General features: G+C 70.3%; 18 protein-coding genes. 14 read left to right on the top strand and 4 right to left on the bottom strand.

The genetic code is table 11. The features are described from left to right. Positions 1 to 101 precede the first annotated feature (101 nt). The 8 genes from folC (at position 102) to rodA (ending at position 9,121) form a co-directional block, all read left to right on the top strand. Positions 102 to 1,616, top strand: coding sequence for a bifunctional tetrahydrofolate synthase/dihydrofolate synthase (folC, locus tag TU31_RS15795; RefSeq protein ID WP_042154779.1), 1,515 nt, complete (start codon positions 102 to 104; stop codon positions 1,614 to 1,616). Between the two features lie 2 nt (positions 1,617 to 1,618). Then, positions 1,619 to 1,984: a DUF4233 domain-containing protein gene (locus tag TU31_RS15790; protein WP_042154778.1), complete on the top strand. Its 366-nt coding sequence runs from the start codon at positions 1,619 to 1,621 to the stop codon at positions 1,982 to 1,984. A 112-nt stretch (positions 1,985 to 2,096) separates the two neighbouring features. After that, a complete protein-coding gene (ndk, locus tag TU31_RS15785) occupies positions 2,097 to 2,510 on the top strand; it encodes a nucleoside-diphosphate kinase (RefSeq protein ID WP_042154776.1) in 414 nt (137 codons plus the stop codon). Positions 2,511 to 2,804: 294 nt separating this feature from the next. Then, positions 2,805 to 3,824 (top strand): rod shape-determining protein, encoded by a 1,020-nt coding sequence (locus tag TU31_RS15780; protein WP_003985182.1) that lies wholly within the window; start codon positions 2,805 to 2,807, stop codon positions 3,822 to 3,824. Positions 3,825 to 4,067: 243 nt separating this feature from the next. Continuing rightward, positions 4,068 to 5,000, top strand: a complete 933-nt coding sequence (mreC, locus tag TU31_RS15775; RefSeq protein ID WP_042154773.1) for a rod shape-determining protein MreC — start codon at positions 4,068 to 4,070, stop codon at positions 4,998 to 5,000. 3 nt (positions 5,001 to 5,003) lie between these two features. Next, complete coding sequence (gene mreD, locus TU31_RS15770) at positions 5,004 to 5,711, top strand: rod shape-determining protein MreD (RefSeq protein ID WP_042154771.1); 708 nt, start codon at positions 5,004 to 5,006, stop codon at positions 5,709 to 5,711. 48 nt (positions 5,712 to 5,759) lie between these two features. After that, the gene (gene mrdA, locus TU31_RS15765) at positions 5,760 to 7,910 is read left to right on the top strand and encodes a penicillin-binding protein 2 (RefSeq protein ID WP_042154769.1); all 2,151 of its coding nucleotides are present in this window, start codon (positions 5,760 to 5,762) and stop codon (positions 7,908 to 7,910) included. Beyond that, a complete protein-coding gene (gene rodA, locus TU31_RS15760) occupies positions 7,907 to 9,121 on the top strand; it encodes a rod shape-determining protein RodA (RefSeq protein ID WP_042154768.1) in 1,215 nt (404 codons plus the stop codon). Before mrdA ends, rodA begins: the two co-directional genes overlap by 4 nt. Positions 9,122 to 9,128: 7 nt before the next feature. Here the strand turns inward: rodA and TU31_RS15755 are convergent, their stop codons facing one another. Further along, positions 9,129 to 9,575 carry an ATP-binding protein gene (locus TU31_RS15755; protein WP_042154765.1) on the bottom strand — a complete coding sequence of 149 codons (447 nt, stop codon included), beginning with the start codon at positions 9,573 to 9,575 and terminating at the stop codon, positions 9,129 to 9,131. Between the two features lie 181 nt (positions 9,576 to 9,756). Here TU31_RS15755 and TU31_RS15750 point away from each other — a divergent pair, with 181 nt between their 5' ends. Both TU31_RS15750 and TU31_RS15745 read left to right on the top strand, forming a co-directional pair. Next, entirely contained in the window at positions 9,757 to 11,418 is a 1,662-nt protein-coding gene (locus tag TU31_RS15750) for a CYTH and CHAD domain-containing protein (protein WP_042154764.1), read from the top strand. A gap of 88 nt (positions 11,419 to 11,506) precedes the next feature. Further along, on the top strand, positions 11,507 to 13,432 hold the full coding sequence (locus TU31_RS15745; RefSeq protein WP_042154762.1) for a TIGR03960 family B12-binding radical SAM protein: 1,926 nt from the start codon (positions 11,507 to 11,509) through the stop codon (positions 13,430 to 13,432). Positions 13,433 to 13,638: 206 nt separating this feature from the next. Here TU31_RS15745 and TU31_RS38660 read toward each other — a convergent pair whose 3' ends face one another. From TU31_RS38660 to TU31_RS15740, 3 genes are all read right to left on the bottom strand, one after another. After that, positions 13,639 to 13,920: a hypothetical protein gene (locus TU31_RS38660; RefSeq protein WP_158894510.1), complete on the bottom strand. Its 282-nt coding sequence runs from the start codon at positions 13,918 to 13,920 to the stop codon at positions 13,639 to 13,641. Between the two features lie 20 nt (positions 13,921 to 13,940). Then, complete coding sequence (locus tag TU31_RS38655; protein ID WP_158894508.1) at positions 13,941 to 15,110, bottom strand: WXG100 family type VII secretion target; 1,170 nt, start codon at positions 15,108 to 15,110, stop codon at positions 13,941 to 13,943. A gap of 156 nt (positions 15,111 to 15,266) precedes the next feature. After that, entirely contained in the window at positions 15,267 to 15,668 is a 402-nt protein-coding gene (locus TU31_RS15740; protein ID WP_042154761.1) for a hypothetical protein, read from the bottom strand. A gap of 682 nt (positions 15,669 to 16,350) precedes the next feature. Here TU31_RS15740 and TU31_RS15735 point away from each other — a divergent pair. The 4 genes from TU31_RS15735 to TU31_RS15720 all read left to right on the top strand — a co-directional run bounded on the left by TU31_RS15735 (position 16,351) and on the right by TU31_RS15720 (position 22,849). Next, entirely contained in the window at positions 16,351 to 16,923 is a 573-nt protein-coding gene (locus TU31_RS15735; RefSeq protein WP_042154759.1) for a GNAT family N-acetyltransferase, read from the top strand. Positions 16,924 to 16,951: 28 nt separating this feature from the next. Continuing rightward, a complete protein-coding gene (locus tag TU31_RS15730) occupies positions 16,952 to 17,971 on the top strand; it encodes a hypothetical protein (protein ID WP_078885800.1) in 1,020 nt (339 codons plus the stop codon). Between the two features lie 48 nt (positions 17,972 to 18,019). Further along, positions 18,020 to 18,820 (top strand): TIGR03936 family radical SAM-associated protein, encoded by an 801-nt coding sequence (locus TU31_RS15725; protein ID WP_042154757.1) that lies wholly within the window; start codon positions 18,020 to 18,022, stop codon positions 18,818 to 18,820. A gap of 219 nt (positions 18,821 to 19,039) precedes the next feature. Further along, the gene (locus TU31_RS15720) at positions 19,040 to 22,849 is read left to right on the top strand and encodes an Rne/Rng family ribonuclease (RefSeq protein ID WP_042154755.1); all 3,810 of its coding nucleotides are present in this window, start codon (positions 19,040 to 19,042) and stop codon (positions 22,847 to 22,849) included. The last annotated feature ends 23 nt before the right edge of the window (positions 22,850 to 22,872 follow it).

Raw genomic sequence — 22,872 nt, 5'->3', positions numbered from 1 at the left:
GCCGGGGCGCGGAGCGGGCCGGCCGCCTCCGGCCGCAGTGCGGTACCGGGGGAGGGCAACGCAGCGCACCGCTGTCACACGTGCCTCGTAGACTGGTCGGCGTGAGCGAGCGCCCCCAGAACGACGACCCCGACCCGAACGACGCCTTCGACGAACTGGTCGAGGCGGAGACCGACCGTGACCCCGATCTCGCGGTGATCGAGGCCGGCAGCCGGACCCTGCGCGCGCAGGCCGGTCCGCCGCAGGGGGACGGGATCCCCGCCCGGCCGGCCGACCCCGAGGTCGACCGCGCGCTGCGCGCCGTCGAGGAGGAGCTGGCGGGCCGCTGGGGCGAGACCAAGCTGGACCCGTCGGTGCAGCGCATCGCCGCGCTGATGGACATCCTCGGCTCTCCGCAGCGGGCCTACCCGTCCATCCACATCACCGGCACCAACGGCAAGACCAGCACCGCCCGCATGATCGAGGCCCTGCTGTCCGCCTTCGACCTGCGCACCGGCCGCTACACCAGCCCGCATGTCCAGTCGATCACCGAGCGGATCAGCCTGGACGGCGGTCCGATCTCCGCCGAGCGCTTCATCGAGACCTACCGGGACATCGCCCCGTATGTGGAGATGGTCGACAGCCGGGAGGAGTACCGCCTGTCGTTCTTCGAGGTGCTGACGGCGATGGCGTACGCGGCCTTCGCGGACAGCCCGGTGGACGTCGCGGTCGTCGAGGTCGGCATGGGCGGCACCTGGGACGCGACGAACGTCATCGACGGCGATGTCGCCGTGGTCACCCCGATCTCGCTGGACCACACCGACCGGCTGGGCGAGACCCCCGAGCAGATCGCCGGGGAGAAGTCCGGGATCATCAAGAAGGACGCCACGGTCGTGCTGGCCCAGCAGCCGGTGGACGCGGCGTCGGTGATGCTCAAGCGCGCGGTCGAGGTGGATGCCACGGTCGCCCGTGAGGGCATGGAGTTCGGGGTGCTCTCCCGCGAGGTGGCCGTCGGCGGGCAGATGCTGACGCTGCGCGGCTTGGGCGGTGAGTACCCGGAGATCTTCCTTCCGCTGTACGGCGCCCATCAGGCGCACAACGCCGCGGTGGCGCTCGCCGCGGTCGAGGCGTTCTTCGGCGTCGGCTCGGAGCACGCCCGCACGCTCGACATCGACACCCTCCGCTCCGCGTTCGCCGCCGTCACCTCGCCCGGTCGCATGGAGGTCGTGCGCCGCAGCCCGACGGTGGTGCTGGACGCGGCGCACAACCCGGCGGGGGCGCGGGCCGCGGCCGAGGCGGTCACCGAGGCGTTCGGGTTCAGCCGCCTGGTCGGCGTGGTCGGCGCCAGCGGGGACAAGGACGTACGGGGCTTCCTGGAGGCCTTCGAGCCGATCTTCGCCGAGATCGTGGTGACCCGTAATTCCAGCCATCGTGCGATGGATCCGGACGAGCTGGCGGCCGTCGCCGTCGAAGTCTTCGGCGCCGAGCGGGTCCAGGTGGAGCCGCGGCTGGACGACGCCCTGGAGGCGGCGATCACCCTCGCCGAGGAAGAGGGCGAGTTCTCCGGCGCCGGTGTGCTGGTGACCGGCTCGGTGATCACGGTCGGCGAGGCCCGGCTGCTGATGGGGAGGGCCTGATCATGCGCACGCTGTGTGCCAGCACTCTGATAGGCGAATTCTTCGTGATCGGCTTCGCCGGTCTGGTCGCGATGCAGATGACCGAGCTGTCCCCGGCCACGATCTGGCTGGTCAGCGGGATCGCGATGCTGCTGAGCCTGGTGCTGTGCGGGATGCTGACCCGTCCGGGTGGCGTCCAGCTCGGCTGGGCGCTCCAGGCAGCCCTGATCGCCAGTGGCTTCGTGGTGCCGACGATGTTCTTCCTGGGCGCGGTCTTCGCCGCCCTGTGGTGGGCGTCGGTGCACTTCGGCCGCAAGATCGATGAGGCGAAGGCCCGTTGGGCGGCGCAGTCCGAGGCTGCCGACGAACCGGCCGGCAAGCCCGCCTAGAGCCTGTTCCACGGGGCGTCCCGGAGGCCGGGGGCTGCGCCGCGTGGCGCCGTGTACCCCATGTAGCCTCAGTGCACCCGCTGACCATTGTTCATATCCAGGGAGTCCCTTCGTGAGCCAGCGCACCCTCGTCCTTCTCAAGCCTGACGCCGTCCAGCGCGGCCTGATCGGCGAGATCATCGGCCGGATCGAGAAGAAGGCCGGCTGGACGATCAGCGCGCTGGAGCTGCGCAGCCTGGACCGCGAGATCCTGGAGCAGCACTACGCCGAGCACGTCGGCAAGCCGTTCTACGAGCCCCTGGTCGCCTTCATGGCCTCCGGTCCGGTCGTCTCGATGATCGTCGAGGGCGAGCGGGTGATCGAGGGCGTACGGGCGCTGGCCGGGCCGACTGACCCGATTGCCGCGCCGAGTGGGTCCATTCGTGGGGACTTCGGAACGATCACCCGGGAGAATCTGATCCATGCGTCGGATTCCGAAGAGTCCGCCGAGCGTGAGATCAAGATTTTCTTCCCCGGCATTTCCTGACACTTCATCAGCTGTACACCCCCCGTGACCTGGGGCGACCGAAGAAATCATCGGTCGCCCCTTGGTGTATACGACACGATCGGGGGAACGCATCACCGCGACACGACGTCACCATTGAGGGGGGCGGGTGCGTGTACGGCTGACAATGGCGGAACAGCCTCCCGACGTGTTCGAGTGGGCGCACTACGAACTACGATGGAGGCTTCCGCGCCTCACAGCGCATCACCTCCTGCCGACCTCCAGTAAGCATTCGCTCCAGTTGGGAAGGCCAGACGTATCCTCATGGGGAACAACATGTCGTTCATCGGCCGTGACATGGCTGTCGACCTCGGGACCGCCAACACGCTGGTGTACGTCAGGGGCCGCGGAATCGTCCTCAACGAGCCGTCGGTCGTGGCCATCAACACCAACACCGGCGGGATCCTCGCGGTGGGTGCTGAGGCGAAGAAGATGATCGGGCGCACGCCCGGCAACATCGTCGCCGTACGGCCCCTGAAAGACGGCGTGATCGCCGATTTCGAGATCACCGAGCGGATGCTCCGCTACTTCATCCTGAAGATTCACAAGCGGCGCTATCTGGCCCGTCCGCGGGTCGTCGTGTGCGTCCCCTCCGGCATCACCGGAGTGGAGCGCCGTGCGGTGATCGAGGCCTCGACCCAGGCCGGTGCGCGCCAGGTCCACATCATCGAGGAGCCGATGGCCGCCGCGATCGGGTCCGGTCTGCCGGTCCACGAGGCCACCGGCAACATGGTCGTGGACATCGGCGGCGGTACCACCGAGGTCGCGGTCATCTCGCTCGGCGGCATCGTCACCGCGCAGTCCATCCGGGTGGCCGGCGACGAGCTCGACAACGCCATCATCCAGCACATCAAGAAGGAGTACAGCCTTCTGCTGGGCGAGCGCACCGCCGAGAGCATCAAGATCACCATCGGTTCGGCCTACGACCTGGAACAGGACGAGCACACCGAGATCCGCGGCCGGGACCTGGTCTCCGGTCTGCCGAAGACCGTGGTGATCTCGGCCGCCGAGGTCCGCAAGGCCATCGAGGAGCCGGTCAACTCCATCGTCGACGCGGTCAAGACGACCCTCGACAAGTGCCCGCCGGAGCTGTCCGGTGACGTCATGGACCGCGGCATCGTGCTCACGGGTGGCGGTGCCCTGCTCCGCGGCCTCGACGAGCGGCTGCGCCGCGAGACCGGTATGCCCATCCACATCGCCGAGGACCCGCTCGACTCCGTCGCGCTGGGCTCCGGCAAGTGCGTCGAGGAGTTCGAGGCGCTCCAGCAGGTCCTCGACTCCCAGCCGCGCAGGTAGCAAGGCCGGGGAACCGACCCGCGCCGCGGCCGCCGCTCGGCGGCCGCGGGGGCCGGGCCCCCGGCACCAGCGGCCGGTCCGTCCGCCGGACCGGCCGGCACACGGGCGCAACACCCCGACAGACACGGTGCCCTGACGCTTCACCGGCCGGCACCGTCACACAGGCACAACGCTCAACTCCCGAACGAGACCGGCGGGGCCCGCAGCCGGCCGGTCCTACGAGGAAGGACACGGCCGCCGCACGTGAGGGACACACGAGAGAGCCGGCTGCTGCTGGTGCTGCTGGTCGCGATCGCGTTCGCGCTGATCACGGTCGATATCCGCGGCGGCGAACAGTCCCCGCTCGATGGTGCCCGGCAAGCCGCCGCCTCCGCCTTCGGCCCGGTCGAGAGCGGTGTCGCCCGCGTCGTCGACCCGGTCGGCAACGCGGTCGGTGCCGTACGGGACTCCGGCCGGCGGCACAACCGGATCAGCAAGCTGGAGCACGAGAACGAGGCGCTGAAGGCCAAGCTCGGCTCCTCCGACCGGAACCGCAGCCGCGCCGCCGAGCTCGACAAGATCCTCAAGACCGCCGGCACCGGCCAGTACGCCATCAAGGGCGCCCAGGTCATCGCCATCGGCTCGGCCCAGGGCTTCTCCTGGACCGTCACCATCGACGCCGGCAGCCGGGACGGCATCCGCCGCGACATGACCGTGCTCAACGGCGACGGTCTGGTCGGCCGGATCACCACCGTCGGCGCCGACACCTCCACCGTCCTGCTGGCCGCCGACCCCGACTTCACCGTCGGCACCCGCATGGAGAAGACCAACGAGATCGGCTTCGCCAACGGGCAGGGCGTCCGCTCGCTGCGCGTTCAGCTCCTCAATGGCCGGGCCAACATCAAGAAGGGCGACCGCCTGGTCACCTTCGGCTCCAGCAAGGACAAGCCGTTCGTGCCCGGTGTGCCCGTCGGCAGGGTCGTCCGGGTCGAGCCGTTCAACGGGGATCTGACCCGCAACCTCCAGGTCCGGCCGTTCGTCGCCTTCTCCCAGCTCGACATCGTCGGCGTCGTCGTCCAGCCGCCCCGCGAGGACCCGCGCGACACCGTCCTGCCGCCGCGGCCCGCCAAGCCCAAGCCCACGCCGACGGTCACCGTCACGGCCACCCCCTCCGCGAGCGTCCCTCCCAGGAGCTGACCGATGCGCATCAACCGGATTCTGCTCTCGGCCCCGCTGGTGGTCGTCGCCCTCGTCATCCAGGTCACCATCCTCGCCAGACTCCAACTGCCCGGCGCCGTACCCGACCTGCTGCTGCTCGTGGTGGTCGGCCTGGCGCTGGTCTACGGCCACGTCGGCGGCGCGCTCGTCGGCTTCTTCGCCGGGCTGCTGGCCGACCTCGCCCCGCCGTCCGACCACGCCATCGGCCGCTATGCGCTGGTGCTCTGCGTCATCGGCTACGCGGCCGGCCTGACCAAGCCGGAGTCCGGCCGGCACCGCTCGGCGACGCTGCCGCTGATCGTCGTCATCGGCGCCGCGATCGTCTCGACGCTGATGTACGCGGGCGTCGGCGCACTGGTCGGCGACACCGCGGCCCGGCACGTCGGCATCGTCGGACTGCTGCTCAGCGCCACCCTCTACGACCTGCTGCTGGCCCCCTTCGTGGTTCCCCTGGTGATGGCGCTGGCGCGCAGAACCGAGGGTGAGCCGCTGACCGGCGACGGCTCCACCAGCCCGAGCGGCTCCGGCTCCGGATACGGCTGGCTCACCACCGGCACCGGCCTCAAGGCCAGCCGCGGCGCCATGAAGTCCGTGCGCTCGGGGGCCCGGATCGGCAGCCAGCGCGGCGGTCTGCTCGGCAAGTCGGCCCGCGACAAGGTGGGCCGCATCAAGGGGGTCAAGCGGCTGTGACGCTCCCTCGTCCTTCGACCACGACCCCTCATGGAGGCGCGGCGCGCCATGAGTAATCTCCCGGAATCCCGGACCTCCCGGGTCAGCGTCCGGCTCATCGCGATCCAGATCCTGGTCTTCTCGCTGTTGCTCACCCTCGGCGGCCGGCTCTGGTATCTGCAGATCCGCAATGGCACGGAGTACGCCACCGAGGCCAGGAACAACCACGTCCAGCAGGTCATCGAGCCCGCCACCCGCGGCTCCATCCTCGACGCGCGCGGGGTGCCGCTGGCCGACAACCAGACCCGTCTGGTGGTGTCGGCCAGCCGTACCGAGCTGCTGAAGATGAAGGACGACGGCAAGGCCGTGCTCGGCCGGCTGGCCAAGGTGCTCGGCATGTCCGAGAAGGAGATCCGCAACAAGGTCCGGCTCTGCGACTCCAAGACGCCGCAGCCGTGCTGGAACGGCTCGCCGTACCAGCCGATTCCCATCACCGACGAGGCCACCACCCAGCAGGCCCTCCAGATCCGCGAGCGCTCCGAGGACTTCCCCGGCATCAGCGCCGAGCCGACGGCCGTCCGCCGCTACGCCGCCCCGGGCGACGCCAACACCGCCCAGGTCCTCGGCTATCTCTCGCCGGTGACCGACGAGGAGATCAAGAAGGCCGAGCACAGCCGTTCACCGCTGCTGCGCTCGGACCAGATCGGCCGGTCCGGTCTGGAGCGGACGTACGACGACGCGCTGCGCGGCAAGGCCGCCGTCACCCGCTACGAGGTCGACAACCTCGGCCGGGTCATCGGCCAGGCGAAGAGCGAGAAGGGCAAGGCCGGCGCCAGCGTCGTCACCAGCATCGACGCGCGGGTGCAGGGCCTGGCCGAGAAGCAGCTGGACCAGGCCATGAAGGACGCCCGTAAGGAGCACGACAGGAACACGGGCACCAACTACAAGGCCGACTCGGGCGCCGTCGTCGTCATGGAGGCGAAGACCGGCCGGGTGGTGGCGATGGCCTCCAACCCCACCTACGACCCGAACGCCTGGGTCGGCGGGATCTCGGGCAAGGACTACGCCCACCTCACCGGCAAGGACTCCAACTACCCGCTGCTGAACCGCGCCATCCAGGGGCAGGCCGCCCCCGGCTCGATCTTCAAGGTCATCTCGACCGCGGCCGCGGTCAACGCGGGCTATGACTTCAACGGCCACTACCCCTGCACCAGCTCGTACAGCATCGGCGGCCAGACCTTCAAGAACTTCGAGTCGCAGAGCCATGGCGCGATCAGCCTCGGCCGGGCGCTGGAGGTCTCCTGCGACACCGTCTTCTACCGGCTCTCGCACGACGAGTGGCGGAAGGACGGCGGGGACAAGCCGAAGAAGGACGCCAAGAACTGGTTCTACAAGACCGCCCACCAGTTCGGCCTCGGCAAGGAGACCGGCATCGACCTCCCGAACGAGGTCACCGGCCGGGTCCCCGACCGCAAGTGGAAGAACGCCTTCTGGAAGGCCAACAAGGCGGGCTGGTGCGAACAGGCCAAGGCCTGGCCGAAGAAGAAGGACTTCGGCACCAAGCTCGCCCGGGAAGGCTGCCTGGAGGGCATGAAGCTGCACGCCTACGACTCGATCAACTACGCCATCGGGCAGGGCGACACCCTCGTCACCCCGATCCAGATGGCGACCATCTACGGTGCGATCAGCAACGGCGGCACGCTCTACAACCCGACCGTCGGCAAGGCCGTCATCAGCCCCGACGGCAAGCACATCCAGCGGGTCAAGCCCCAGTCGCACGGCCGGCTGCCGGTGACGCAGAAGACCCTCCACCAGATGGACGGTGCCCTCGCCGGTGTCGCCACCCGCGGTACCGCCGCCTGGCGGTTCGGCGGCTGGCCGCAGGACAAGATCCCGATGCACGCCAAGACCGGTACGGCCGAGGTCTACGGCAAGCAGACGACCTCGTGGTTCGCGACGTACACCAAGGACTACACGATCGTCATGACCATCTCCCAGGGTGGTACCGGCTCCGGCGCCTCCGGCCCCGCCGTGCGCAACATCTACAACGCGCTGTACGGCGTCGACGAGAAGGGCGGCATCGACCCCAAGGCGGCGCTGCTCCCGAGGCCGGAGGCGAAGCTGCCCAAGATCGAAAGTGATGGCGCCATCCAGTCCCAGCCCATCAAGCCGTATGCCCCGCCGTCGCCGTCGCCGTCCGCATCGGAGAGCCCACGATGACGACCAGCCACACCTCCCGGGCGTTCTCGATCCGGCGCTACACCCCTGAGCTCGGCACCTGGGGCAAGCTCACGGCCCGCGATTCGGTGCTGCGCAAGCTCGACTGGATACTGCTGCTGTCCTGCCTGGTGCTGTCGCTGGTGGGCTCGCTGCTGGTCTTCTCCGCCACCCGTAACCGCACCGAGCTCAACCACGGCGACGAGTACTACTACTTCCTGCACCATCTGCTGAACGTCGGTATCGGCCTGGCGCTCGCCGGCGGCACGATCTGGCTCGGCCACCGCACGCTGCGCGGCGCCGTCCCGGTCCTCTACGCCCTCTCGGTCGTGCTGGCGCTGCTGGTGCTGACCCCGCTGGGCGCCACCATCAACGGCTCGCGGTCCTGGCTGGCGATCCCCGGCGGCTTCTCCCTCCAGCCCGCCGAGTTCGCGAAGATCACCATCACGCTGGGCATGGCGATGCTGCTGGCGTCCCGGGTCGACGCGGGGGACCGGCCGCACCCCGACCACCGCACCGTCGTCCAGGCCCTCGCGCTGGCCGCCGTCCCCGTCGTCGTCATCATGCTGATGCCCGACCTCGGCTCGGTGATGGTGCTCGGCGCCGTCATCCTCGGTGTGCTGCTCGCCTCCGGCGCCTCCAACCGCTGGATCCTCGGACTGGTCGGCACCGGTGTCGTCGGCTGTGTCGCGGTCTGGCAGCTCGGACTGCTCGACGACTACCAGATCGCCCGCTTCGCCGCCTTCGCCAACCCGAGCCTGGACCCGGCCGGCGTCGGCTACAACACCAACCAGGCCCGGATCGCGATCGGCGGCGGCGGGCTGACCGGATCCGGTCTCTTCCACGGCAGCCAGACCACCGGTCAGTTCGTCCCCGAACAGCAGACGGACTTCATCTTCACCGTCGCCGGTGAGGAACTCGGCTTCCTGGGCGCGGGCCTGATCATCGTGCTGCTCGGGGTGGTCCTGTGGCGCGCCTGCCGGATCGCCCGGGAGTCCACCGAGCTCTACGGGACGGTGGTGGCCGCCGGCATCATCGCGTGGTTCGCCTTCCAGTCCTTCGAGAACATCGGCATGACCCTCGGGATCATGCCCGTCACCGGCCTGCCGCTGCCGTTCGTCTCCTACGGCGGCACCTCGATGTTCGCGGTCTGGATCGCGATCGGGCTGCTCCAGTCGATCCGGGTGCAGCGCCCGCTGTCCGCCTCCCGCTGACGTCGCGTCAGTGCTTGAGGTGCAGTTCGAACCAGAGCGAGGGGGACCGCGGCAGTCCGCCGAACGGTGTGGTGCCCCAGTCGTCGGAGAGCTCACCGACCAGCAGCAGCCCGAGATCGGCATCCCGCTCACCGGTCACCGCGGCCGGCCGGGGAATCCGGGCCGGCGCCTCGTCGTGCACGCTGATCCGCAGGCCGTGCCCGGCGGTCAGCAGCCGCAGCAGGATGTCCGCGGACCGTGGCGTGCGCACATGGGCGCTGGTCACCGCCTCCGAGGTGAGCAGTACGGCGGTGTCGGCGAGCGGGGCGAGCGGAGTGCGGCGCAGCACCGCGCGGACGAAGTCGCGAGCGGCCTTCGGGGCGCGGGGGGTGCTCGGCGTGCTCAGAAGATGCGGGCGGGCGCCTGCCGCGACGCGGATGGCCGGCCGGGTGACGGGTGCGGTCTGGGGGTGCACGGGTGTCTCCTCCCCGAAGGGGTCGAGTGTGCGCCCACTACCACTCTGCGTGGCGGGGTCGTCACACACGGTAAGCCACGCGATACGGCGAGTGCTACCCGCTCCGGCGGTTTCCGGCCCCGTGACGGCTTCCCGGTCCTGGCGGGTGGTCCCGGCCCGAGTGGGTGACTAGATTCGATGCATGGCGGACACCGTGCGGGAAATCGAGCGGAAGTACGAAGCCGACGACAACACCCAGCTGCCCGACCTGGCCGGGGTCGACCGGGTCGCCGCCGTGGTGGAGGCGGGCACCGAGGATCTCGACGCCGTTTACTACGACACCGCCGACCAGCGCCTCGCCGCCGCCGGCGTCACGCTGCGCCGGCGCACCGGCGGCCGGGACGCGGGCTGGCATCTGAAGCTGCCGGTCGCGCCCGGGGTGCGGGACGAGCTGCGGGCGCCGCTGTCCGAGACGCCGCCCCCGGAGCTGACCGCGCTCGTACGCTCCCGGGTGCTGGACGGGGAGCTGGTCGCCGTCGTACGGCTGCGGACGCGGCGCACGGTCCGGGTGCTCAAGGACGCCGCGGGCTCCCCGCTCGCCGAGGTGGCGGAGGACGCGGTGCGCGCCTGGCCGGCGGCCGGGGCCGTCGACGCCGGGACGGCCGGAGCGGGGCGCCCCGGGGCCCGCTGGCGCGAGATCGAGGTGGAGCTGGTCGGGGACGGTGGCGCCGGGCTGCTGGACGAGGTCGGCCGGGTACTGACCGCGGCGGGGGTGCGTCCCGCCTCCGCGGCGTCGAAGCTGGAACGGGCGCTGGCCGAGACGGGCCAGGGCCGTGACGGGGCCGCGCCGCACACCGTCGGGCCGGCCGAGCGGCCCGCCCATGGCTCCGGCAAGGCCGCGGCCAAGGCGAAAGTCAAGGGCAAGGCCAAGGGCAAGGGCAAGAGCAAGAAGGGCGCCGGGAAGGGCGGGAAGAAGGGGCCGACCGCCGGTGACGTCGTGCTGCGCTATGCCCGCGAGCAGGTGCGGCTGATCATCGAGTTGGACCCCGCGGTACGGCGGGACCTGCCGGACGCGGTGCACCGGATGCGGGTCGCCACCCGTCGGCTGCGCAGCGCCTTCCGCTCGTACACCAAGGTGCTCGACCGTGCCGCCACCCGCCCGATCGGCGTCGAACTCAAGTGGCTGGCAGCCGAGTTGGGGGTGGAGCGGGACCGCGAGGTGCTGACCGAGCGGCTGCGGGAGGGGCTGGCCGAGGTGCCCGGGACGCTACGGCTCGGCCCCGTGGACGCCCGGCTGCGGATCTGGTCCGAACGGCGCCGGGCCGGCGCGCGGGACCGGCTGCTCGACGTCCTGGACGGGCCGCGCTACCTGGCGCTGCTGAAGACCCTGCACGCCTTTCTGGAGGAGCCGCCGCTGCGCGGGGCCGCGGGCCGCCCGGCGCCCGAGGTCGCGGCCGGCGCCGTGCTCAAGGACTACCGGCGGCTGGCCCGCCGTACGGAGGCCGCGCTGGCCGCACCGGCCGGGCGGGAACGGGACGAGGCGCTGCACGGCGCCCGCAAGGCGGCCAAGCGCACCCGTTACGCGGCGGAAGCGGCCCGCCCGGCGCTCGGCCGGCCGGCGAAGAAGTTCGCCAAGCGGACGAAGCGGGTGCAGCAGCTGCTGGGCGACCACCAGGACAGCGTGGTGGCGCGTGGCACACTGCGCGAGCTGGCGACCCAGGCCCAGCGGGCCGGTGAGGGGGGCTTCACCTTCGGGCTGCTGTACGGGCGCGAGGAGGCCCTGGCCGCGGACCGGGAGCGGGCCCTGCCGGACGTGTGGCGGAAGGCCTCGCGACGTAAGCACCGGGCCGCGCTGCGGCCGTGACCTGCGCCGGAGCCGAGGCGTCAAGGGCTTCGCGCGGAGCACGTTAGGCTTGAGGGTCACCCCTGCCCGCTGATGAAAGATCACCACGATGCCTGTCGAGTCGGTCTTCCCACGTCTGGAGGCCCTCCTCCCGCACGTGCAGAAGCCCATTCAGTACGTCGGTGGCGAGCTCAACTCCACAGTCAAGCCGTGGGACGAGTGCGATGTCCGCTGGTCGCTCATGTACCCGGACGCGTACGAGGTCGGTCTGCCCAACCAGGGCGTCATGATCCTCTACGAGGTCCTCAACGAGCGCGAGGGCGTGCTGGCCGAGCGCACGTACAGCGTGTGGCCGGACCTCGAAGCGCTGATGCGTGAGCACGACGTCCCGCAGTTCACGGTCGACGCGCACCGCCCCGTCGGCGCCTTCGACGTCCTCGGTGTCTCCTTCTCGACCGAGCTGGGGTACACCAACCTCCTGACCGCCCTGGACCTGGCCGGTATCCCCATGGAGGCCAAGGACCGTACGGAAGACCACCCGATCGTCCTCGCCGGCGGCCACGCGGCCTTCAACCCCGAGCCGATCGCGGATTTCCTGGACTGCGCGGTCGTCGGTGACGGTGAGCAGGCGGTGCTGGAGATCACCGAGATCATCCGCGCCTGGAAGGCCGAGGACCGGCCCGGCGGCCGCGATGAGCTGCTGTTCCGCCTCGCGAAGACCGGCAGCGTCTACGTCCCCAAGTTCTACGACGTCGAGTACCTCGCCGACGGACGGATCTCCCGCGTCGTACCGAACCGCTCCGGCGTCCCGTGGCGGGTGTCCAAGCACACCGTCATGGACCTCGACGAGTGGCCCTACCCCAAGCAGCCGCTCGTCCCCCTGGCCGAGACCGTCCATGAGCGGATGTCGGTCGAGATCTTCCGTGGCTGCACCCGCGGCTGCCGTTTCTGCCAGGCCGGCATGATCACGCGCCCCGTACGGGAGCGAAGCATCACCGGCATCGGCGACATGGTGGACAAGGGGCTGAAGGCCACGGGATTCGAGGAGGTCGGCCTGTTGTCGCTGTCCTCCGCGGACCACACCGAGATCGGCGATATCGCGAAGGGGCTCGCCGACCGGTACGAGGAAGACAAGATCGGCCTGTCGCTCCCGTCGACCCGGGTCGACGCCTTCAACGTCGATCTTGCCAACGAGCTGACGCGCAACGGCCGTCGCTCGGGTCTGACCTTCGCGCCCGAGGGCGGCTCGGAGCGGATGCGCAAGGTCATCAACAAGATGGTCTCCGAAGAAGACCTGATCAGGACCGTCTCCACGGCCTACGGCAACGGCTGGCGGCAGGTGAAGCTCTACTTCATGTGCGGTCTGCCGACCGAGACCGACGAGGACGTGCTCCAGATCGGCGACATGGCCGTCAAGGTCATCGCCGAGGGCCGCAAGGTCTCCGGGCAGAACGACATCCGCTGCACGGTCTCCATCGGCGGCTTCGTCCCCAAGCCGCACACCCCCTTCCAGTGGGCGCCGCAGCTGTCGGCGGAGGAGACCGACGCCCGGCTCGAAAAGCTCCGGGACAAGATCCGCGGCGACAAGAAGTACGGCCGCTCCATCGGCTTCCGCTACCACGACGGCAAGCCCGGCATCGTCGAGGGCCTGCTCTCGCGCGGCGACCGCCGCGTCGGCTCGGTCATCCGCGCCGTCTACGAGGGCGGCGGCCGCTTCGACGGCTGGCGTGAGCACTTCTCCTACGACCGCTGGATGAAGGCCGCCGAGGAGACGCTGCCCGCGTTCGGCGTGGACGTCGCCTGGTACACCACCCGTGAGCGGGAGTACGAGGAGGTCCTGCCCTGGGACCACCTGGACTCCGGTCTCGACAAGGACTGGCTCTGGGAGGACTGGCAGGACGCCCTCGACGAGACCGAGGTCGAGGACTGCCGCTGGACCCCGTGCTTCGACTGCGGCGTCTGCCCCCAGATGGACACCGAGATCCAGATCGGCCCGACGGGGAAGAAGCTGCTGCCGTTGACGGTCGTCAAGTAGCTGCTCCCGCAAGCAGCATTCAGGGTCCCGGAAGCCGAAGTGTGTGACGGCTTCCGGGACCCTCTCGTAGCTCCTCACGGGGAACCCGCATGGCGACTTCGGGCTGAGCGGTGTGACATCTGAGAGGGCGGGCCGGGCGCGTCCGCAGTGACCGCTGGAACGTCCCTACCAACAACGCCGCGATGCTGGCCCCTGGCCCCGCTGAGCTATGCCGGCGGCCACCACGGACGCAAAAGCATTCCGAGAAGAGGGAAGGAGCAAAATGCCGCCAAGGCGACGACCGCCAGCCAATTCTTTCCCTTGATCCACCCCAGGCCGGCCAGAATCGCAGCGAGCACGCAGTGCACAGCAAATGAAAGCAGGTACGGGTTCCGCCACCCGGAGCCAAGATTGAAACACCACAGGATGGCGATCACGGACCAACTGCAGAAGCCGATGGCTAGAGCGCCCACTCGCCAGTGCCCGCGCGCTACCTGTTCAGTGCTCATTTACTCGAATTCCTTCCAGGTTAGACCACGGCATTGTCATAGCTCTTCCCGGGAACTGGAAACTTCTTGATTTTCGCCTGCATTGTTGCGCCTTCTCTGGCGCACTCGGCGTAGAGTGGCCTGGTTATCACGATGGCGAGATCGATTGCTTTGATAATTTTCTCATAGGTCGCGACTGCCTTAAGGGCCCGGTCCGCTACCAAGGCGTATGCCGCTGCGGTTCCGATGAGCCCAACTCCGGTCGCTGCTGCTTCTGTGCCTGCTGCCCATGCAATGAATGCTTCGAGTGCCAGGTCTGAGAGGAGCATCAGGCCACCCTTCACCGTTTCTGCCACTCCAAAGACGGTGTGGGCCACCATTTCATAGTTCTTCTTCAGGGAATCGAATGATTCTGCGGCCGAGTGCAGGATCTCGCCGAATTCCTCGAAATATACGCAGGCAGCATCTGCGGCATTACCTGTCCAGGTGGCCGACACGGATGAAGTGCCGTGCTCTACATTCGCAGCCACGTTGCGGCAGAAATCTGCCAAATTGCCCCAGAGTCCCGAACATTTCAAGTACCCTTCCCAGTCGCCCGAAATCTGGGCGGCGAGCTCGCCGAAGGGGTCGAAATCGAAGAAAAGCTTCAGTCCTTCGGTGACCAATGCCGACGGGCTGACCAAGTCGAGCGCCGTCCCGAATGTCTTGAATGCCGCGTTGAACTGGAATTCTTCGACATGTCCTTCCCAGTAGTTCTGCGCCTTCCCGGCTGCATCGAAGAAGCTTGGATCCGCCTCCAAGGGTTTGAGTGCTCTCCGGGCGTCGGCGGCGTCCCGGAAGTCTCCGCCATTTCCCGCAGGGACGCCCTCGGGTTCCCCGCGTTTCGATGCCGGGTATTTGGCATCGAAGCTAGCTGCTTGCTCGCGGTCCGTGGTTCGATAATACTTGGCGGATTTAGTGAGCTCCTTACCTGAGGTGTCCAGGACGTCCGAGAATTTTCGAAGCGTGTCTTTGACTTCTTCGACGCGTTCCTTGTGGTTCCCGAAGGCCAAATCCCACAGAAGGTGGCCGGCCGCGCCGTCGGTCAGCTGGAAAGCATCAGAATTCGCCCCGTTGTCAATGTATGTCACACCTGCCTGAATATCTTCGGCGGCTCGGTCGATCAGTTTGGCGAACCCGTCTATGTCTGCGGGTTCTACCTTGAAGCTCACTACTACTTCGCCCCCTGGCTTTCTTGCTGAGCGCCGACTTGAAGTTGCCCTGACTCCCCAGTCGGCCTTCACGGGATCAAACGACGGTGATGGCGCTGCGCTCGGAATGTGTCATGCGAAAACGAGCGCCTGTGCTGGTTCCATTCGGGGTGCTTGCTACAGTGACCAGCCGCTCCCGTGGTGGCGAGCCTTCGTGCTGCGTCCCGAGCCGGTGTGCGCTGCCCCGTGCGGAGCGTCGAGCTCCTGTCGTTGGTCCTCGATGTACCTTGCGCCCTCAGCTGCACGCTCCTCGCGTTCTTTTTCGGACAGCGAATCCCACTCCTGTTTGAAGGTCTGAAATTCCTCGATCAGAGGGTCGGCGTAGGCGGAAATGGTGGTTGCCTGCCGAAGGCCGAGGCGCCCGGACAGGACCTCCTCCGCCATCTCCTTCAAAGGCCCTGCTCTGCCTCCGGCGGCGATCTGCTCCAGCGCCGTACGCATCACGCGGGCGCGCGCAGGGTCCCTGGTGATTTCTAGGAACTCTGAATCGTCTACTTGCTTCTGCTGCTCGTCAGCCACGACCCCCCCTGTAGTGAATAATCTGGCACACGGAGAATGTGCCGCATAGGTACCTATGTTCAGATTCGTCGATCGGTCGACAGTGGCGCAGTAGCCTACTCAATCACGCTGGGCTTCCGGTGAGTTGGGACAGCATCGTTCGTGCATGACGGCCGGTCGGCGGATATGGATCGCTCGTCTGTCCGGAAATGCTCGATCGAGCTGAACGGTGGCCAGCTTCGCGCGGCTGCCGGGTGAGCGGGACGAAGCACGTAGCGCTGCGGTCGCGGAATGAGGTAATCCCCGTTGCCTGAGCGAACCCGGTCGGACACTCCCTCGGGGCGCACGGTCGAGCCTGGGGCATGGGTTCATGGGTTTTGCTCTCTCGGACAGAGAGCTATCGGTGGAACGGGCGGTGCCCTTGAGCCAGTCAAGCGCGTGCCGGGGTGCTCCAGGGCCGCACAGAGCGGCGCGGATGAAGGTATTGACCGGGCGGTTGGCTGAGCCTGATCTTCCGCGCGGCCGGGCGCCGGAGCCGGTGCCGTACACGATGCGCTTCCCCTTATATAGGGGACAGCCTTGCCACGCGGGTGCCGGTGTTGGCTGCCTGCTGCTGACCGCAGTCAAGTAGCGCTTCCCGTACGTGCCCTCGGCCCGGCCCCGCACCTCGTGGGGCCGCCGTCCGTTCCCGCACAATGTGGCGATGTCACCACAGCTCATCGCACCCACCGTCGCCGTCCATGCCTCCTTCCTCGCGGCGATGGACGAGTTCCGGGCCGACGGTGCCGAGACGGTCGCGCACTCCAACATGGCCCAGGAGCTGAGGAGTTGGGCCACTCGCTGGCCGACCGCTGAGGGGTTCGCCGAGTACGTCGGGCAGACCGGCGGGGTGGTGAGCGAGGAGCGCGTCGACGGCGTGGTCCCCAAGACCACCCGCTGGTGGGTGGACGGCGACACCTACCTGGGCCGGGTCACCTTCCGTCACCGGCTCACCCCCTCGCTCCTCACCTGGGGCGGCCACATCGGCTATGGGGTGCGTCCCGGCGCCCGGCGGTGTGGCCATGCCACCGCGATGCTGCGCGCCGCACTGCCGGTCGCCCACCACGAGCTGGGTATCGACCCGGTGCTGGTCACCTGCGACGACACCAACACCGGCTCACGTAAGGTCATCGAGGCCTGCGGCGGGATCTTCGAGGACCGGCGGGACGACAAGCTGCGCTACTGGTTCCACCCGGCCGCGGCCACCGCCGGGCCACAGCCGTCACGGCGCATCTGACGTACCGAAGTACAAGGGGGAGGGCCCTATGGAGCCCATGGACAAGGACCGGCGGGTGCCCGAGCGTGACGAGCCGGGCGAGGGCTGTCTGACCACCGCGGTCCGGCTTCCGATACGGATCGTGGTGCTGGTGCTCGTGGTGCCGGTGCGCCTGGTGTGGGACGCGTTCGCCGCCCTCGGCCGGGCCGTCCACCGGACCGCGCTGCGCCCCCTCGGCCGCGGGCTCGCCTGGCTGTGGCACACCCTTGTCGTGATCCCCGTGGCCTGGACCTGGCGCACGCTGGTGGTGGCCCCGCTGGGGTGGTTCCGGCGGTCCGTGCTGACGCCGGTCGGGCGCGGTATCGCCTGGCTGGTGCGTGGGCTGGGCGTGGGGTTGCTGTGGTTGGGCAAGGCGTTGTTCGTGTGGCCGTGGGTGGCGTTGTGGCGGTATGTGCTGGCGCCGGTGGGGCGGGGCGTCGCTGTGGTGGTGGCGTGGTTGGTGCGGTACCTGGTGGTGGTGCCCGCGCGGTGGCTGTACGCGTCGGTGCTGACGCCCCTCGGCCGCGGGATCACCTGGCTGGTGCGCGGCCTCGGCACCGTACTCGCCACCCTCGTCCGGTGGATCCTGGTCGTGCCGCTGGTCGCCCTGTGGCGGTATGTGCTGCGGCCGGCCGGGCGGGCGCTGGCCGCCGTGGTGACGGTGGTCGTCCGCGAGGTCGGGGCGGCGTTCGGGCACTGCTGGCGGGTCGCCGGGATCATCTCCCGGGCCATCGGCCGGTTCCTCGGCACGGTGCTGCGGTGGCTCTTCGTCGAGCCGGTGCGCTGGGTCTACCGCACCGTGCTCACCCCGCTCGGCCACGGCATCCGGAACGGCATCTGGCGCCCTGCCCGGCAGGCGCTGCGCACCGCCCGCGAGACCGTCCGGCAGACCCGCCGGGAGCTCCGGCGGGCCCTGTTCGGCGCCCCCAGGGAGCCGCAGCCCGCGGCCGCCGTTCCGCCCCGCCGGGAACCGGGAGCCCCCGGGACACGTACTCTTGGTAGCAGTACGACCGCACTCACGAAGGACTGAACGACACTGGGCAAGCGACAGCCCGAAGGCCCGCCGCCCGCACCGGCGGTGCAGCGCATCCGACTGCGCTACACCAAGCGCGGCCGCCTCCGGTTCACCAGCCACCGCGACTTCCAGCGCGCTTTCGAGCGGGCGCTGCGCCGCGCCGAGGTCCCCATGGCCTATTCGGCGGGCTTCACCCCGCACCCCAAGGTGTCGTACGCCAACGCCGCCCCGACCGGTACGGGCAGCGAGGCCGAGTATCTGGAGATCCAGCTCGCCGAGCGCCGCGATCCGGACAAGCTGCGCGAACTCCTCAACGAGTCGCTGCCGGACGGGCTCGATGTGATCGACGCCGTGGAGTCCCGCACCAGTGGCTTGGCCGACCGCCTGGAGGCCTCGGTGTGGGAGATCCGGCTCGACGGCGTCGCGCCGGAGACCGCCGGGCACGCCGTCGAGGCGTTCCTCGCCGCGGAAGAGGTGCAGGTCGAGCGCCGGACGAAAAGCGGTATGCGGACCTTTGACGCACGGGCCGCGGTGGCGCGTCTGGAAGCCGCCGGTCGCGAGGTCGATAGGCCCGACGGCAATGCCTGTGCGATACTGCGGCTGGTTGTTCGGCATCTGACACCTGCCGTTCGACCCGACGACGTCCTGTCCGGCCTCCGAGCTACGGCCGACCTGGCGCCGCCGGTCCCCGCTGCGGTGACCAGGCTGGCGCAGGGGCTGCTCGATGAGGAGACCGGCGCGGTGACTGACCCGCTAGCGCCCGACCGCGACGCTGCCACGGCCGCCCCACCCACGGCCGCCGGGCTGAGTGCCGCGAAGGCGACAAGTGGGGCCTCCCCGGCAGCCGGGGAAGGTACTGCGTAGGACCGCCGTCGTCGCGTCGCCGATCAACCAGGGAGCCACCCCGGTCCGGCAGACGCACTGACCAGGAGACTTTCGCCGGTCCCGCACTACCGGGGCCGACGAGCGAGACGACAGCTCCCGTGCGGCGCCCACGCCCCGGACAGCGGGACCGCGCTCATCACGCGGACCGCGACCGGAATCAGGCGCGGCGCCCGGGAGCGTGACGGGAGAACCGCCCGCATGCTCGAGCCCATTGAGCCCACCGGATCCACGCATTCCCAGGATCGCGGTGCTGACGACAACAACAACCACTCACCCAGTGACACGCTGCCGCCGCGCCGCCGGCGCCGTGCGGCATCCCGGCCGGCCGGTCCGCCGGCGGCCGGTGCCGCCGGCGAGGCCGCGGTGGTGAGCACCGAGGCCACCGCCGCGCCCGCGGCCGATCCGGCCCTCGCCGAGGAGACCACCGCGGCCGCGGTGACCACCGGCGACGAGGCCAAGCCGGCCCGTACCCGCCGCCGGGCGACCCGTAAGGTCACCTCCCCGGCCGGCGCCCCGCAGCCGGCCGCCGAGACCGAGACCGCCGAGGAAGAGGCCGACGAGGCCGAGACGGCCGAGGCCCCGGCCACCGCTGTCGAGGCGCCCGCCGAGGCAGCGCAGGAGGAGGCGGCGCCGCGCCGCACCCGTCGCCGGGCCACCCGTAAGGTGACCGCCCCCGCCGGTACCCCGCAGAGCGAGGCCGCCCCGGAGCCGGTGGTCGCCGAGGCGCCCGCGCCCAGCGAGACGCCCGCCCCCGCCGAGGCCGTCGTCGAGACCGCTCCGGCCGCTGAGGAGACCGAGGAGGCGGCACCGCGCCGCACCCGCCGCCGGGCCACCCGTAAGGTCACCGCTCCGGCCGGTGCCCCCCAGGCGAGCGCCGCCGAGGAGGCCGCCGCCACGGACGCGACCCCCGCCGCCCCGGCCGCCGAGGACGAGGAAGCGGTGCCCGCCCCCGCCGAGGAGGCCAAGCCCGCCCGGACGCGTCGCCGCGCCACCCGTAAGACCACCGCCGTCTCGGACGCGCCCCAGGCCGCCGAGACCGCCGAGGAGCCCGCGGCAGCGGAGCCCGCGGCCGAGGAGCCCGCGCAGGCGTCGGCCGCCGAGGACGCGACCGCCGAGGCGCCCCGCCGCCGGTCGCGCCGCCGCGGCGAGCGTGCCGCGGAGCCGGCCGCCGAGGCCCCCCGTGCCGAGGAGGAGCCCGCGACGGAGGCACCGCAGCGCGGCCGCCGCCGTGCACAGCGCCCCCCGACCGCCGTCTTCCAGGCGCCGGTCTTCACCGAGCCGATGTTCCAGACGCCGGAGACCGCGGCCGCCGCCGCTGCCGCGGCCCGTCAGGAGGAGACCCCGGCCGAGCCGGCCGTGGAGGAGCAGCCCGCCGCGGGTGCGCGCCGCCGTCGCCGTCGGGGCGCCCCGGCCGAGCCCGAGCAGGTCACCGCCGCCCCGGCCGAGGAGCCGGCGGCCGACGAAGCCGCAGCCGAGACCGAGCCGGAGGCCGAGCAGGCCGAGGGCGGCCGCGGCGAGGACGAGTCCGCCGACCGCCCCTCGCGCCGCCGCCGCCGTGGTGGCCGCCGCCGTCGTCGCGGTGAGGCCGCCGAGGGCGCCGACGAGCAGGCCGCCGATGAGCGGGAGGCCCCGGAGGCGGAGTTCGAGGAGGCCGAGGAGCAGGCCGCCGAGCCGCAGGAGGAGGCCGAGGAGCCGGCCGGCGGTTCCAGCAGCAGCCGCCGTCGCCGTCGCCGCCGTCGCCGGACCGGTGAGGCCGCCGAGGTCGAGGCCGGCGGTGCCGATGACCCGGAGCGCACGGTCGTCAAGGTCCGTGAGCCCCGCAAGAAGGACGAGAGCACCAGCGCCGACGAGGTGCAGTCGATCAAGGGGTCGACGCGTCTGGAGGCCAAGAAGCAGCGCCGCCGGGAAGGCCGCGAGCAGGGCCGCCGCCGGGTGCCGATCATCACCGAGGCGGAGTTCCTGGCCCGCCGCGAGGCCGTCGAGCGGGTGATGGTCGTCCGCCAGAGCGGCGAGCGCACCCAGATCGGCGTCCTTGAGGACAACGTGCTCGTCGAGCACTTCGTCAACAAGGAGCAGGCGACCTCGTACGTCGGCAATGTCTACCTCGGCAAGGTGCAGAACGTCCTGCCGTCGATGGAGGCCGCGTTCGTCGACATCGGCAAGGGCCGGAACGCCGTGCTGTACGCCGGTGAGGTCAACTTCGAGGCGCTGGGCATGGCCAACGGCCCGCGCCGGATCGAGACCGCGCTGAAGTCCGGCCAGTCCGTGCTGGTGCAGGTCACCAAGGACCCGATCGGCCACAAGGGCGCCCGGCTCACCAGCCAGGTCTCGCTCCCCGGCCGCTACCTGGTCTACGTGCCCGAGGGCTCGATGACCGGCATCAGCCGCAAGCTGCCCGACACCGAGCGGGCGCGGCTGAAGCAGATCCTCAAGAAGATCGTCCCCGAGGACGCGGGCGTCATCGTGCGTACCGCCGCTGAGGGCGCGAGCGAGGAGGAGCTGGCGCGCGACGTCCAGCGGCTCCAGGCCCAGTGGGAAGAGATCCAGAAGAAGGCCAAGAGCAGCAGCTCCAGCGCGCCGACCCTGCTCTACGGCGAGCCGGACATGACCGTCCGGGTCGTCCGCGACATCTTCAACGAGGACTTCTCGAAGGTGATCGTCAGCGGTGACGACGCCTGGGAGACCATCCACGGCTATGTCGCGCATGTCGCCCCCGACCTCGTCGACCGGCTCCAGAAGTGGACCTCGGACGTCGATGTCTTCGCGACGTACCGCATCGACGAGCAGCTGATGAAGGCGCTGGACCGCAAGGTCTGGCTGCCCAGCGGCGGTTCGCTGGTGATCGACCGGACCGAGGCGATGGTCGTGGTCGACGTCAACACCGGCAAGTTCACCGGCCAGGGCGGCAACCTGGAGGAGACGGTCACCAGGAACAACCTGGAGGCGGCCGAGGAGATCGTGCGCCAGCTGCGGCTGCGCGACCTCGGCGGCATCATCGTGATCGACTTCATCGACATGGTGCTGGAGTCCAACCGGGACCTGGTGCTGCGGCGCCTGCTGGAGTGCCTGGGCCGGGACCGCACCAAGCACCAGGTCGCCGAGGTCACCTCGCTCGGCCTGGTCCAGATGACCCGTAAGCGGGTCGGCCAGGGCCTGCTGGAGTCCTTCTCCGAGTCGTGTGTGCACTGCAACGGCCGTGGCGTCATCGTCCACATGGACCAGCCGACGACGGCCGGCGGCGGTGGCAAGCGCAAGAAGAAGGGCAAGGCCGAGAAGGCCGAGCCGCACGTCCACGAGGCCGAGGTCGCCGCGCCCACCCCGGACGGTGCCACGCCGGAGCTGGAGCCGGTCGCCGTGACGGAGGCCGAGCTTCAGCCCGCGGTGGCCGAGGCCGACGAGTGGTTCAGCAGCCCGGCCGAGGCCGAGGCGGCCGCCGGGCGTGGCCGTGGCCGCCGCCGGGCGAGCCGGAAGGTGTCCGCTCCGGCGGGCGCCCCGAAGGCCACCGAGGCCGCCGAGATCGTCGTGCCGGCCGAGCCGGTGGCGGCACCCGAGCCGGAGCCCGCTCCGGAGCCGGTCGCCGAGGCGCCCGCGGAGGCACCGGTCGCGGAGCCCGCGCCGGCCCGTCCGCGCCGTCGGGTGACCCGTAAGGTGGCCGCCCCGCAGGTGTCCGACGACTCCACGGCGACCGTCGTGATCGCCGCCCCCGCGGCGGAGCCGGTCACCGAGCCGGCGCCGGCCGAGCCCGCCGAGGGCGCCGAGGCGGAGGCGGAGCCCGCGGCCAAGAAGACCGCGAAGAAGGCGACGACGAAGAAGGCCGCGGCCAAGAAGACCACGGCGAAGAAGACCACGGCCAAGAAGACGGCGGCGAAGAAGACCACCACCGCCAAGAAGGCCACGGCGAAGAAGACCACCGCGAAGAAGGCGACGACGAAGAAGGCGGCGGCCAAGAAGACCGCTGCTGCCGAGCAGCCCTCGGTGACGTCGGTGTCCGCTTCCGCGGAGGACTGAGCAGGAAGGCCGTGCCCCGGGCC

The organism is Streptomyces lydicamycinicus, assembly GCF_000829715.2.
GTDB lineage: Bacteria > Actinomycetota > Actinomycetes > Streptomycetales > Streptomycetaceae > Streptomyces > Streptomyces lydicamycinicus.
This window is presented reverse-complemented; position numbering and strand designations above follow the sequence as displayed.

Coding starts and splice junctions, on each gene's coding strand:
- TU31_RS15750 (WP_042154764.1), top strand. CDS start 9,757: ATGGCGGACACCGTGCGGGAAATCGAGCGGAAGTACGAAGCCGACGAC.
- mreD (WP_042154771.1), top strand. CDS start 5,004: ATGCGCATCAACCGGATTCTGCTCTCGGCCCCGCTGGTGGTCGTCGCC.
- TU31_RS15730 (WP_078885800.1), top strand. CDS start 16,952: ATGGAGCCCATGGACAAGGACCGGCGGGTGCCCGAGCGTGACGAGCCG.
- mrdA (WP_042154769.1), top strand. CDS start 5,760: ATGAGTAATCTCCCGGAATCCCGGACCTCCCGGGTCAGCGTCCGGCTC.
- rodA (WP_042154768.1), top strand. CDS start 7,907: ATGACGACCAGCCACACCTCCCGGGCGTTCTCGATCCGGCGCTACACC.
- TU31_RS15780 (WP_003985182.1), top strand. CDS start 2,805: ATGTCGTTCATCGGCCGTGACATGGCTGTCGACCTCGGGACCGCCAAC.
- TU31_RS15735 (WP_042154759.1), top strand. CDS start 16,351: ATGTCACCACAGCTCATCGCACCCACCGTCGCCGTCCATGCCTCCTTC.
- TU31_RS15790 (WP_042154778.1), top strand. CDS start 1,619: ATGCGCACGCTGTGTGCCAGCACTCTGATAGGCGAATTCTTCGTGATC.
- TU31_RS15720 (WP_042154755.1), top strand. CDS start 19,040: ATGCTCGAGCCCATTGAGCCCACCGGATCCACGCATTCCCAGGATCGC.
- TU31_RS15745 (WP_042154762.1), top strand. CDS start 11,507: ATGCCTGTCGAGTCGGTCTTCCCACGTCTGGAGGCCCTCCTCCCGCAC.
- TU31_RS38660 (WP_158894510.1), bottom strand. CDS start 13,920: ATGAGCACTGAACAGGTAGCGCGCGGGCACTGGCGAGTGGGCGCTCTA.